General features: G+C 71.1%; 13 protein-coding genes. 10 read left to right on the top strand and 3 right to left on the bottom strand.

What is annotated here, in order from left to right; all coding sequences use genetic code 11:
- Positions 1-2: 2 nt before the first annotated feature.
- Positions 3-1,193: an efflux RND transporter periplasmic adaptor subunit gene (locus JNX00_RS09685; RefSeq protein WP_204744817.1), complete on the bottom strand. Its 1,191-nt coding sequence runs from the start codon at positions 1,191-1,193 to the stop codon at positions 3-5.
- 143 nt (positions 1,194-1,336) lie between these two features.
- The gene (locus JNX00_RS09680) at positions 1,337-1,834 is read right to left on the bottom strand and encodes a c-type cytochrome (protein ID WP_204744816.1); all 498 of its coding nucleotides are present in this window, start codon (positions 1,832-1,834) and stop codon (positions 1,337-1,339) included.
- Positions 1,835-2,094: 260 nt separating this feature from the next.
- On the opposite strand from JNX00_RS09680, the gene fliA reads away from it, so the two are divergent.
- A complete protein-coding gene (gene fliA / locus JNX00_RS09675; protein ID WP_070397953.1) occupies positions 2,095-2,823 on the top strand; it encodes an RNA polymerase sigma factor FliA in 729 nt (242 codons plus the stop codon).
- A 52-nt stretch (positions 2,824-2,875) separates the two neighbouring features.
- Positions 2,876-4,147, top strand: coding sequence for an MFS transporter (locus tag JNX00_RS09670; protein WP_204744815.1), 1,272 nt, complete (start codon positions 2,876-2,878; stop codon positions 4,145-4,147).
- A gap of 15 nt (positions 4,148-4,162) precedes the next feature.
- Here JNX00_RS09670 and JNX00_RS09665 read toward each other — a convergent pair whose 3' ends face one another.
- Entirely contained in the window at positions 4,163-4,714 is a 552-nt protein-coding gene (locus JNX00_RS09665; protein WP_239478294.1) for a dihydrofolate reductase family protein, read from the bottom strand.
- A gap of 154 nt (positions 4,715-4,868) precedes the next feature.
- On the opposite strand from JNX00_RS09665, the gene JNX00_RS09660 reads away from it, so the two are divergent.
- From JNX00_RS09660 to JNX00_RS09625, 8 genes are all read left to right on the top strand, one after another.
- Entirely contained in the window at positions 4,869-5,696 is an 828-nt protein-coding gene (locus JNX00_RS09660) for a metal-dependent hydrolase (protein ID WP_070397955.1), read from the top strand.
- Between the two features lie 89 nt (positions 5,697-5,785).
- Positions 5,786-6,556: a FadR/GntR family transcriptional regulator gene (locus JNX00_RS09655; RefSeq protein WP_070397956.1), complete on the top strand. Its 771-nt coding sequence runs from the start codon at positions 5,786-5,788 to the stop codon at positions 6,554-6,556.
- Complete coding sequence (locus tag JNX00_RS09650) at positions 6,553-7,230, top strand: aldolase (RefSeq protein ID WP_204744814.1); 678 nt, start codon at positions 6,553-6,555, stop codon at positions 7,228-7,230. Before JNX00_RS09655 ends, JNX00_RS09650 begins: the two co-directional genes overlap by 4 nt.
- Before the next feature lie 40 nt (positions 7,231-7,270).
- On the top strand, positions 7,271-8,299 hold the full coding sequence (gene denD / locus JNX00_RS09645) for a D-erythronate dehydrogenase (RefSeq protein WP_204744813.1): 1,029 nt from the start codon (positions 7,271-7,273) through the stop codon (positions 8,297-8,299).
- 68 nt (positions 8,300-8,367) lie between these two features.
- Entirely contained in the window at positions 8,368-9,312 is a 945-nt protein-coding gene (locus tag JNX00_RS09640) for a TRAP transporter substrate-binding protein (RefSeq protein WP_239478330.1), read from the top strand.
- A 120-nt stretch (positions 9,313-9,432) separates the two neighbouring features.
- Entirely contained in the window at positions 9,433-9,924 is a 492-nt protein-coding gene (locus tag JNX00_RS09635) for a TRAP transporter small permease (protein WP_070397960.1), read from the top strand.
- Positions 9,925-9,955: 31 nt separating this feature from the next.
- Positions 9,956-11,284: a TRAP transporter large permease gene (locus JNX00_RS09630; protein ID WP_070397961.1), complete on the top strand. Its 1,329-nt coding sequence runs from the start codon at positions 9,956-9,958 to the stop codon at positions 11,282-11,284.
- Positions 11,285-11,297: 13 nt separating this feature from the next.
- A complete protein-coding gene (locus JNX00_RS09625; protein WP_070397962.1) occupies positions 11,298-12,731 on the top strand; it encodes an aldehyde dehydrogenase family protein in 1,434 nt (477 codons plus the stop codon).
- Positions 12,732-12,741: the final 10 nt, after the last annotated feature.

Below are 12,741 nucleotides of genomic sequence, written 5' to 3'. Positions count from 1 at the left end.
CCTTATTGGCCGGGCTGCTGCGGCGCGGCCGAGGTCGGCGGCATGGACAGCGGAGGCAGTGGCATGCCCCTGTCGTCCACCTTCAGCACCTGCGGCTGCACCGGCACGCCGGGCATGATGCGCTGCAGGCCTTCCACCACCACGTTCTCGCCGGGCTTGACCGCGTCGCCCAGCAGCACGCGCATGCCGTCCTGCAGGGCGCCGAGCTGCACCACGCGGAACTGCGGCTGCCCGTCGGCGCCCACCACCACCACGGTCTTGCGGTTCTGGTCGGTGCCGATGGCGCGCTCGGGCACCAGCGTGGCCTGGTAGGGCGCGCTGGTGGTCATGGTCAGGCGCGCGGCCAGGCCGGGCACAAAGCGGCCGTCGCGGTTGTCGAAGCTGGCGCGCAGGCGGATGGCACCGGTCTGCGGGTTCAGGCGGTTGTCGACGAAGTCCAGCGTGCCCTGATGCGGGTAGCCAGTCTCGTTGGCCAGGCCCAGACGCACCACGGGCTTGGCGTTGCCGGCGGCGCGCACGCGCAGGAAGGTCTGCTCGCTGCCGTCGAAGTAGGCGTACACGCGGTTCGTGGCGGCGATGGTGGTGAGCACCACCTGTTCGTTCACCAGGTTGCCCGCCGTGGCGTTGGCGCGCGACAGCCGCCCGCCGATGGGCGCGCGCACCGCCGTGTAGGCCAGGTTCAGGCGCGCCACGCGCAGGGCGGCCTCGGCGGCCTTGATGTCGGCCTCGCTGGTGCGCGCGCCGGCGGCGAGCTGGTCGAACTCCTGGCGCGACACGGCGCGGCTGTCGAGCAGCTTCTGGGCGCGGGCGTACTCGGTCTGCGCCAGCTCGGCGCGCGACTTCGCGGCCGCCAGCTGCGACTCGGCGCGCGCCACCTCGGCCTCGAAGGGGCGCGGGTCGATGGTGAACAGCAGGGCACCGGCCGCGACGCTGGCGCCGTCGGTGAAGTGCACCTTGTCGATGGTGCCGGCCACGCGCGGGCGCAGCTCCACGAACTCGGCCGCTTCCAGGCGGCCGCTGAAGGTTTCGACGTCGGTGACGCTGCGCTGCACCGCGGGCGCCACGCTCACCGGCATGGCCGGTGGCGGCCCGCCCTGCGCGTCGGCGGGGCCGCCGCAGGCCGGCAGAAAGGACAACAGCACGGGGAACAGGACGGCCAGGGCGGGGGTGCGCCCGGGAAACTTGGCTGGCATGGGGGTGCTCCAGAAAATGCCGGCGCCGACGCCCCCGGGTAGGGGGCGTGGCGCTGAGGGAGTTGCGGATTAAGCCGCAATCCCGGGGGAATTGACGAGGGCTTTTCGAGCGCGTGTGGCGGCTCGCCGACACGCCTTGCGGATCACGGTTTGCCGGCTGGCGGCGGCGACGGAAACACCACCACTGGCGTCTTCACGGCCGTCCCGGGCGGGGCATAGGCCGGCGCGGCCTGGCCGGCCGGGCCGGCGGCGCGCACGTAGGCGTAGATCGCCTTCAGGTCGGTGTCGGCCATGTCACGCAGGGCGAACCACGGCATGGGCGGGCGCATGGGCTGGCGGGCGCGCTGCAGCCACTGGGCCTCGCTCATCTGCTGGAACTGCTGGCGCAGGTTGCTCGGGTAGGTGGTGCCCCAGGGGCCCTGCAGGCCCACGGCATCGCCGGTGAGCCACTGGGCTTCGGGCACGGCACCCGCGCTGGGGGCGTAGCCGGGGGTGTGGCAGTCGTTGCAGCCGGAGGTCTTGACGAGGTAGCGGCCCAGGGCCACGAGGTCCGTCTCGGGCGGGCGAACGGGGGCCGGGCCATTGGCCAGCGCGGCCGTGGACGCGAACAGGCCAAGGGCCAGCGCGGCGGTGCGGAACATGGAAACACTCCTTCGTTGCGGTGTGCCGGCATTGTTCGCAAGGGGCTCAGTCTTCCGTCCTAAATCTTTCCTAGGCGAAGCTTAAAAAATACCTAAGCGCGCGGCGGCGGCACCGGAAATGCCCACGGCCTTCGCCGCGTGGTGCTGACAGGGCGCATCCAGCAATCCCCACAGACGGTGGGGCGGCCAGTCCCCAGAATTTCTGCCATGGCCACGCGGCCCTTGAGCCCCGCGTCCAGGCCGCAAAAAGGGACATCCGCATGAGCACCACCGCCTGTTTCGCCGATCCGCGCAACGCCCAGATCCGCCTCTACCAGCCCCTGGTGCGGCGCGTGGCCCGCCACCTGCGCGCCCAGCTGCCGCCCTCGGTCGACGTGGACGACCTGATCCAGGCCGGCATGATCGGCCTGAACGAGGCCATCGGCCGCTGCGACCCGGCCGAGGCCGAGGCCGGCGGGCTGGAGAAATTCGCCATGCCGCGCATCCGCGGCGCCATGATCGACGAGCTGCGCGCGACCGAATGGGCCTCGCGCGGCTGCCGGCAAAGCCGGCGCGACATCGACGAGGCCGCGCAGCGCCTGCAGCAGCGCCTGTGCCGCCGCCCACACGACAGCGAAATGGCCGCGGAGCTGTGCCTCACGCTCGACGAATACCACGCGCTGCAGGCCAAGCTGCACCGCTCCCAGCTGATGCCGCTGGACGACGCCGGCCTGGTGAGCGAAGAGGACGACGACGGCCTGCACGGCAGCGAGTTCGGCGACAGCACCCACGACCCGCTGAGCGTTCTGGAACAGCAGCGCATGCGCCTGGCCCTGGTCGACGCCATCCAGGGCCTGCCCGAGCGCGAGCAGCAGGTCATGCTCAGGCACTACGGCGAGGACATGATGTTCAAGGACATCGGCCGCGAGCTGGGCGTGAGCGAATCGCGCGTCAGCCAGGTGCACCGCCACGCCATCGACCTGCTGCGCGCCCAACTGCAGGCGCACTGATATATCACCGGCGACAGCGCGCGGCGGCGGCCCGGCGTAGCATCGCCCGGCCATGAAAACACCCCACAGAGACAACACGCCCGCCGATCCCAGCCTCATCGACTCCCGCGCCGCCGCTTGGCGGCTGCTCACCGTGCTGGGCCTGGTCACCCTGGGCAACAGCGGCATGTACGTGGTGGCCGTGGTGCTGCCCGCCGTGCAAACGGAGTTCGGCATCGGCCGCGGCGACGCCTCCCTGCCCTACACCTTGATGATGGTCTGCCTGGGCCTGGGCGGCCTGTGGACCGGGCGCATGGCCGACCGCCACGGCATCACGCCGGTGCTGCGCCTGGGCGCGGTGGCGGTGGCCGGCGGCTTCGCGGCCGCCGCGCTGTCCGGCAGCATCTGGACCTTCGGCCTGGCGCATGGGCTGCTGCTGGGGCTGCTCGGCAGCTCGGCCACCTTCGCGCCGCTGCTGGCCGACACCGCGCTGTGGTGGCGCAAGCGGCGCGGCATCGCGGTGGCCATCGCGGCCAGCGGCAACTACGTGGCGGGCACGGTGTGGCCGCCGCTGGTGCAGTGGGGCATCGAGACCATCGGCTGGCGCAACACCTACTTCCTGCTGGCCATCGTCTGCGGCACGGGCATGTTCCTGCTGGCCAACCGCATGCGCCAGCGCCCGCCCGTGGTGGTGATGGCCGCGCCCGCCACGCCCGGCGGCGCCGTGCCCGACACCAGCCGCCCCTTCGGCATGAAGCCCGCGCAGGCGCAGACCCTGCTGTGCCTGGCCGGCGTGGGCTGCTGCGTGGCCATGTCCATGCCGCAGGTGCACATCGTCGCCTACTGCGTGGACCTGGGCTTCGGCGCGGCGCGCGGCGCCGAGATGCTCTCGCTCATGCTGGCCAGCGGCATCGTCAGCCGCCTGGTCTCGGGCTGGATCTGCGACCGCATCGGCGGCATCCGCACCCTGCTGCTGGGCTCGGCGCTGCAGTGCGTGGCGCTGCTGCTGTTTCTGCCCTTCGACGGCCTGGTGCCGCTGTACGTGATCTCGGCCCTGTTCGGCCTGTTCCAGGGCGGCATCGTGCCCAGCTACGCCATCATCGTGCGCGAGTACTTCGCGCCGCAGGAGGCCGGCGCCCGCGTGGGCGCGGTGATCATGGCCACGCTGGTGGGCATGGCGCTGGGGGGCTGGATGTCGGGCTGGGTGTTCGACCTGACGGGCAGCTACCGCGCGGCCTTCCTCAACGGGATCGGCTGGAACCTGCTCAACATGGGCATCGCGCTGTTCCTGTTCTGGCGGGTGCGGGGGAGCGGGCCGGGGGTGGCGCGGGGGGCGGCGGCCTGAGGGCGCGCCCTTCATCTATTTCGGCACATACCGCATCGCCACCGCCCCCGAGCCGAACGCCAGCCGGCTCACCAGCTTCAGGTCGACATGCTTCGACAAGCCCGCGAACACGCTCGGGCCATGGCCCGCCAGCCGGGGGTGCACGATGAACTCGTACTCGTCGATCAGCCCCAGCTCCGTCAGGGCCAGCGGGAGCTTCACGCCCCCCACGAACAGCCCCTTGCCCGGGCGCTGCTTGAGCCGCTGAACCAGCGGTCCCAGCTCCCCGCGCACAAGTTCCGCGTTCCAGTCGACCACGTCCAGGCTGTCGGACACGACGTATTTCCGTGCGGCGTCGATCGTCCGGGCGAAGGGGTCCACCGCGTGGGGCCCTGCGGCCGTCCCCGCCGGCGCCCGGAACGCCGACTCCATCAACTCATAGGTCACCCGCCCGAACAGCAGGGCATCGGCCTGCCGGAGGTTCTCCACCGCGTGGCGGTGCAGCTCCTCATCCGCCGGAATGGCGCTGTGGTCGCAGCAGCCGTCCAGCGTGAGGTTGATGGAATACCGAAGGGGTCGCATGGGCATGGTTCAGTCCTCGCTGGGGCGGCCGCCGTTCGACGCGAACGCGGGTTCCGGCCCCCTCTGCACGACGGACCAGCCTTCGCCGATTCGACAGCCCAGCCCGCTTGACAGCCCGTCCGCATGCGCGCACAGTGGTGCGGTACTTGCCTGTACCAACATGACCACCCTCACCATCCGCCGCCTGCTCATCGACCTGGAAACGCCCGTCGCGCGCCACTGGTGCGGCGGCGACGCCTTCCTCACCGCCTGGTTCAACGCCCTGTCCATGAGCTTTCCGGTGGGCGAGCAGTTCTTCATCGACGCCGTGCGGGAGGGCGCCAAGGCCCTGCCCGCCGACCAGCAGGCGCGCTGGGAAGCCGAGATCAAGGGCTTCGTGGGCCAGGAGGCCACGCACCGGCGCATCCACGCCCTGTTCAACGCGCAGATCGAGAAGCACGGCCTGGTGAACGCGTGGGCGCCGCGCGCCGAGTCGCGCATGGTGCTGTTCGAGGGCGCCGATCCCCGCCACCCGCTGGGCGTGACCGCGGCCTACGAGCACTTCACCGCCCTCTTCGCCGAGTGGCTGCTGGCGCACCCCCAGGTACTGGACGGTAGCGAGCCGCGCCTGCAGACCCTGTGGCTGTGGCACAGCGCCGAGGAAGCCGAGCACAAGAGCACCGCGTTCGACCTGTACCAGGCTTTGGGGGGCGACCACGCCTGGCGCGCGAAATGGATGCGCCGCGTCACCGTCTTCTTCCTCAGCGACGCCCTGCGCCAGACCGTCTCCAACCTGCGGCGCGACGGCACGCTGTGGCGTTGGTCCACCTGGCGCAGCGCCGCGCGGCATCTGCTGGGCCGGCAAGGCCTGCTGAGGACGAACTGGCCGGCCTGGCGGGCCTATTTCCGGCCCGACTTCCACCCGAACCAGCAGCACAGCGAACGCTCGGCCACCTGGCTGCGCGAACACAGCGAGCGCTTCGTGCCGGTCAGCGCCGCCGGTCGCTGAACGCGCGGGCGTCCCGGGTTTTCCCGGGATTTTTTTCGCCCACTCAACTTGTATGATGACCTGATAAGCACACCAATGGCCGAGACACCATGAGCCCCGACAGCGCCGAGCCCCTGCAGGCGCCGCCCCGCCTGACCGACCAGCTGGCGGCCCTGCTGATGCAGCGCATCGAGTCGGGCGAGCTGGGCCCGGACCAGCGCCTGCCCACCGAGCAGCGCCTGGCCGAGCAGTTCGGCGTGTCGCGCACCGTGGTGCGCGAGGCCATCAGCCAGCTCAAGTCCATCGGCCTGCTCACCTCGCGCCAGGGCGCGGGCGTGTTCGTGGCGCCCAGCCACCAGGCGCGCGCCCTGGCCTTCGACCCCACCGTGCTGCATTCCATGGAGGCCGTGCTGCAGGTGGTGGAGGTGCGGCGCGGCCTGGAGGCCGACGTGGCCGAACTCGCGGCGCGGCGCATCACGCCCGAGAAGGCGCGCGCCATCATGAACGCGCTGGCCGAACTGGAAGCCTGCCCGCCCGTGGGCGCGCCCGGCGTGGAGGCCGACCTGCGCTTTCACCGCAGCATCGCCCGCGCCACCGACAACCCGCACTACGAGCGCCTGCTGGGCTTTCTGGAGCAGTACCAGCGCGACGCCATGCGCGTGACGCGCACCAACGAATCCCTGGACAGCGGCTACATGGTGGAGGTGCACCACGAGCACCGCGCCATCGCCGAGGCGGTGTGCCGCGGCGACGTCGCCGCCGCGCGCGAGGCCGCCACGCGCCACATGGCCAACGCCGCGCACCGCATCGAACACGCCTCGCCGCCCGTGCGCCGCGCCCTGGACGCGCTGCTCAAACCCACCCTGTCCCGCCCCGAATGAGCGACGCCTTCCCCCCCGCCCAGCAGGCCTGCCGCGACGAGATCGTGCGCGTGGGCGCCTCGCTGTTCCTGCGCGGCTACGCGCACTCCACAGCCGGCAACATCAGCCTGCGGCTCGACGCCTCGCAGGGCGGCGGCTTCCTCATCACCCCCACCGACGCCTGTCTGGGCCACCTGCGCCCCGAGGCCCTGGCCTGGGTGGGCGAAGACGGCCACCAGCGCGGCGGCGAGCGCGCCAGCAAGACCCTGGCCCTGCACCGCCAGATCTACGACGCCGCGCCCGAGGCCCGCTGCGTGCTGCACACCCACAGCACCCACCTCGTGGCGCTGAGCCTGCAAGGCGTGTGGACCGAGCAGGACATCCTGCCGCCGATCACGCCCTACCAGGTGATGAAGGTAGGCCACGTGCCCCACGTCGCCTACCGCGTGCCCGGCGACCCCGCCGTGGCCCACGAGGTGGCGGGCCTGATCGCGCGGGCCGAACAGCCCTTGCGCGCCGTGATGCTCGAACGCCTGGGCCCCGTCGTGTGGCACCAGGGCCCCTCGCAGGCCATGGCGCTGCTCGAAGAACTGGAGGAGACCGCGCGCCTGTGGCTGCTCTGCTCCCCCCGCCCCGCCCCACTGAACGACGCGCGCGTCGACGAGCTGCGCCAACGCTTTGGCGCCCCCTGGTAAGGCCCGCCAGCACAGCCCCATCCGCCCACCGCTTCACCGCATGAACATCCTCATCACCGGCGGCGCCGGTTTCCTGGGCAGCCGCCTCGCGCGCGAGCTGCTGCAACGCGGCCGGCTCGCCGGCCGCCCCATCGACAGCCTGATGCTGGCCGACCTGTTCGCGCCCAGCGATGCCGCGCTCACGCGCGACCCGCGCGTGCGGTCCCTGGCCGGCGACCTGATGGACAGCCTGCCCACCCTGTTCGCCCAGCGCTGGGACGCGGTCTTTCACCTCGCCTCTGCCGTGTCCGCCGAGTGCGAGGCCGACTTCGACCTCGGCCTGCGCGCCAACCTGGACACCACGCGCGCCCTGCTCGACGCCTGCCGCCGCCAGACCGCCGACGGCCACGCACCGGTCCTGTTCTTCTTCTCCAGTTCGGTCGCCGTCTACGGCAGCGACCCGGCCCTGCCCCTGCCCGCGGTGGTGGGCGACGACACCCTGCCCACGCCGCAGTCCAGCTACGGCGTCCACAAGTTCGTGTGCGAGCAGCTGGTGGCCGACTACACCCGCAAGGGTCACATCGACGGCCGCGCGGCACGCCTGATGACGGTCTCGGTGCGGCCCGGGCGGCCCAACGGCGCGGCCTCGGGCTTCCTGTCGGGCATGCTGCGCGAGCCCCTGGCCGGCCTGCCCAGCAACTGCCCCGTGCCGCTGGACACGCCCGTGGCGCTGTCCTCGCCGGCCACCACCGTGGCCGGCATCATCGCCGTGGCCGAGGCCAGCCGCGAGGCTTTCGGCGGGCGCACCGCCATCAACCTGCCGGCGCTGAGCCTGCGCGTGCGCGACATGCTGGACGCGCTCGGCGACTTCGCCGGCCCCGAGGTCGCCGCGCTCGTGGGCCACGAGCCCGACGCCGCCACCGCGCGCATCGTGGCCGGCTGGCCCGCGCGCTTCGACAGCCCGCGCGCCCGCGCCCTGGGCCTACAGGCAGACCCCGATTTCCATGCCGTCCTGCGCCAGTACGCTCAGGACCACCCCGATGCCGTGAAACCACCCGCGGCGCGCCCACGGCCGACACCCGCGCGCTGAGCCCTTTTGCCAGTGACCCACCCCAAGGAGACAAACGCATGAAAACAACGCTGCTCACCCCCCTGGCCATGGCCGCGCTGCTGGCGGCCGCCACCGGCGCCCAGGCGCAGACCGTGCTCAAGATCGGCTACGCCACCTCCCCCACCTCGCACTACGGCGTGGGCTCCACGGTGTTCTGCGAGGAAATGGAGAAAGGCACGCAAGGCCGCTACAAGTGCCAGCAGTTCCCCAACTCGGCCCTGGGCGGCGAACGCGAGCAGATCGAGGCCGTGCAGCTGGGCACGCAGGACCTGGTGAACACCTCCACCGGCCCGCTGGGCAACTTCGTGCCCGAGGTCAAGATCGTCGACATCCCCTTCCTCTTCCGTGACTACGACCACGCGCGCAAGGTGATGGACGGCCCCATCGGCCAGGACCTGAGCAAGAAGATGGAAGCCAAGGGCCTGGTCAACCTGGCCTGGACGGAGAACGGCTTTCGCCACATGACCAACAGCAAGCGGGCCATCAACCAGGCCAGCGACGCCGCCGGGCTGAAGATGCGCACCATGGAAAACAAGGTGCACATGGACGGCTACAAAACCTTCGGCATCCTGCCCACGCCCATGCCCTTCCCCGAGCTGTTCACCGCGCTGCAACAGGGCACGGTGGACGGCCAGGAGAACCCGATCCCGGTGATCCTGTCCTCCAAGTTCTCGCAGGTGCAGAAACACCTCTCGCTGACCGGTCACGTCTACTCGCCGGCCGCGCTGATCCTCTCGCCCGCCGTCTGGAACAAGCTCTCGGCCGCCGACAAGAAGGTCTTCCTGGAGGCTGGCAAGAAGGCCGCCGCCGCGCAGCGCAAGAAAGTCAACGACGACGAGAACACGGGCATCGCGCAGCTGGAGAAGGACGGCATGCAGGTCGTCAAGCAGGTCAACGGCGAGAGCTTCCGCAAGGCCGTGGCGCCCGCCTACCAGCAGTACGCCAAGGAATTCGGCGCCGACAAGATCGCCGCCATTCAAGCGGTGAAGTAGGTCCCCCCGCGCCGGCCCACTGGCGTGGGCCGTCACCCCCCAAGGGGCGATGCCTGCGGACCGGCACAGCCGGGTCCGCGGCACCCTCGCTTGGGTGGGCCCGCCCTCGAAGGTGCTCTCATGAAATCCCTCTTTCTGCGGCTGGACCGCGCGCTCACCGGCCTGTGCCTCACGCTCGCCTGCCTGCTGCTCGCGCTCATCTCCTGCCTGGGCCTGTGGCAGGTCACCAGCCGCTTCGTGCTCTCGCAGCCCTCCACCTGGACGGAGGAGGCCATGCGCCGCCTGCTCATCTGGATGGTGATGCTGGGCGTGGTGGCCGCGCTGCGCCACGGCGCGCTGGTCTCGGTGGACCTGATGCTGCGCCTGTCGCGCGGCGCCTGGCACCACGCCGTGCGCTGGATCATCACGCTGGTCAACCTGGGCTTTCTGGGCGTGATCCTCTGGTTCGGCATCGACCTGGTCACGCGCGTGCGCTTCCAGACCTTCGCCAGCATGGAGCTGTCCATGGCCTGGGCGTACGCCGCGCTGCCCGTGGGCGCCGCGCTGGGCGTGGTCGCGGTGATCGCGCACCACCTGGACCCGAAGAACGAAGAACTCGCCACGGCCCAATAAGGCCCAGACCCGCCGACCGCCGGACCGCGCCATGACCTTCACCCTGATCTTCACCATGCTGCTGGGCTTCGCGCTCAGCATCTCCATCGCGGTCGCCATCGGCGGCTCGGCCATGCTGGGCCTGGCGCTGTTCGACGGCGACAAGCTCATCCTGGTGCCCAAGGAGATGTTCAGCGCGATCGACAAATTCCCGCTCGCCGCCATTCCCTTCTTCATCCTCGCGGGCAACCTCATGGAGACCGGCGGCATCTCGCGCCGCCTGGTCAACTTCGCCAAATCGCTGGTGGGCGGCGTGCAGGGCGGCCTGCCCATGACCTGCGTGCTCACCTGCATGATCTTCGCCGCGGTCTCGGGCTCCTCGGTGGCGACCACCTTCGCCATCGGCTCCATCCTCATCCCCGCGCTCGTCAAACACGGCTATCCGGTGGGCTACGCGGCCTCGCTGCAGGCCACCTCGGCCGAGCTGGGCGTGGTCATCCCGCCCTCCATCCCCATGATCCTGTTCGGCGTGGCGGCCGAGGTGTCCATCGGCGAGCTGTTCATCGCCGGCGTGGTGCCGGGCCTGCTGATCGGCGGCACGCTGATGCTGTTCGTGCACCTGTGGTGCCGCTTCAAGGGCCTGGGCAAGAACGACGGCGACGGCCGCCTCACCGTGGGCCGCGCCACGCGGGAGGCCGGCTGGGCGCTGCTGATGCCGGTGATCATCCTGGGCGGCATCTACGGCGGCGTGTTCACGCCCACCGAGGCCTCGGTGGTGGCGGTGTTCTACGCCCTGCTGGTGGGCCTGGGCATCCACCGCGAGCTGGGCCTGAAAGACCTGATGCCGGTGCTGCGCAAGTCGGTCATCTCCAGCGCGGTGATCATGTTCATCATCGCCAACGCGGGCCTCTTCGCCTTCCTCATCACGCGCGCCGGCATCCCCGACGCCATCGGCCTGTGGCTCAAGGACGTGCTGCAGTCGCCCATGTGGTTCCTGCTCGGCGTGAACGCGGCGCTGTTCGTCATCGGCATGTTCATCGAGACGTCGGCGGCCATCATCGTGCTGGCGCCCATCCTGGTGCCGGTGGCCGTGCACTTCGGCGTCGACCCGGTGCACTTCGGCATGATCATGGTGGTCAACCTGGCCATGGGCATGATCACCCCGCCCTTCGGCGTGAACCTGTTCGCCGCGGCCACCGTGGCCAAGATCTCGCTCGACCGCATGGTCGCTCACCTGGTGCCCTTCGTGCTGGTGATCGTCGGTTGCCTGGCCATCATCACCTACTTCCCCTCGGTCTCGCTCACCCTGCGCGACCTCGTCTACCACAAGCCCGCCGCCGTGGCGCCGATCGGGCCCGCGCCCGCCATCGGCCCGCAGTGAAGGAACCTCCGCCATGGCCCTGCATTTCATCGACAACCGGTCCGTGCCCAGCGCCTCGGGCCAGTCCCTGCCCGTCATCGACCCCGCCGACGGCCAGCCCTACGACAGCATCGCGCGCGGCAACGCCGCCGACGTGGACGCGGCCGTGCAGGCCGCGCGGCGCTGCCTGGACGGCGCCTGGTCGCGCCTGACGGCGGCCGAGCGCGGGCGCCTGCTCATGAAGCTCAGCGCCGCCGTGGCCGCGCACGCCGACGAGCTGGCCGCCATCGAGCAGCGCGACTGCGGCAAGCCCACCCGGCAGGCCAAGGCCGACGCCCTGGCCCTGGTGCGCTACTTCGAGTTCTACGCTGGCGCGGGCGACAAGCTGCACGGCCACACCATCCCCTACCTGGATGGCTACAGCGTGCTCACCTGGCACGAGCCGCACGGCGTCACCGGTCACGTCATCCCCTGGAACTACCCGATGCAGATCTTCGGGCGCAGCGTGGGCGGCGCGCTCGCCGCGGGCAACGTCTGCGTGGTCAAGCCCTCGGAGGACGCCTGCCTGTCGCTGCTGCGCGTGGCCGAACTGGCGGCCGAGGTGGGCTTTCCGCCCGGCGCCATCAACATCGTCACCGGCTACGGCCACGAGGTGGGCGACGCGCTGGCGCGCCACCCCGGCGTGGACCACATCAGCTTCACCGGCAGCCCGCGCGTGGGCACGCTGATCCAGCAGGCCGCGGCCGAGCGCCACTGCCCGGTCACGCTGGAGCTGGGCGGCAAGGGACCGCAGATCGTCTTCGATGACGCCGACGTGGACGCGGCCCTGCCCTTCATCGTCAACGCCATCGTGCAGAACAGCGGCCAGACCTGCAGCGCCGGCTCGCGCCTGCTGGTGCAGCGCGGCCTGTACGAGCCGCTGCTGCAGCGCCTGGGCGAGGCCTTCACCGCCCTGCGCGCCGGCCCGCCCACCCTGGACCTGGACCTCGGCCCGCTGATCCGCCAGACCCAGCAGGAACGCGTGCGCGGCTTCCTGGACGAGGTGCGGCGCGACGGCCTGCCCATCGTCGCGCAGGGCCGCATCGACCCCGCCGCCGACGCCAACGGCTACTACGCCGCGCCCACCCTGGTGCGCGACGTGCCGCCCCAGCACCGGCTGGCGCAGGAAGAGGTCTTCGGCCCGGTGCTCGCGGCCATGCCGTTCGAGGACGAGGACGAGGCGGTGCGTCTGGCCAACGGCACGTCCTTCGGCCTGGTGGCCGGCGTGTGGACACGCGACGGCGCGCGCCAGCTGCGCATGGCGCGGCGCGTGAAGGCCGGACAGGTGTTCATCAACAACTACGGCGCCGGCGGCGGCGTGGAACTGCCCTTCGGCGGCGTCAAGTCCAGCGGTTATGGCCGCGAAAAGGGCTTCGAGGCCCTGCTGGGCTTCACCACCCTCAAGACCGTGGCCATCCGCCACGGCTGATTCAGCAAGA

This window comes from Hydrogenophaga sp. YM1 (assembly GCF_016903055.1).
Classification (GTDB): Bacteria; Pseudomonadota; Gammaproteobacteria; order Burkholderiales; family Burkholderiaceae_C; genus Hydrogenophaga; species Hydrogenophaga borbori.
Note: the sequence above shows the minus strand (reverse complement) of the source record. Positions and strands in the feature narration are given on the sequence as shown.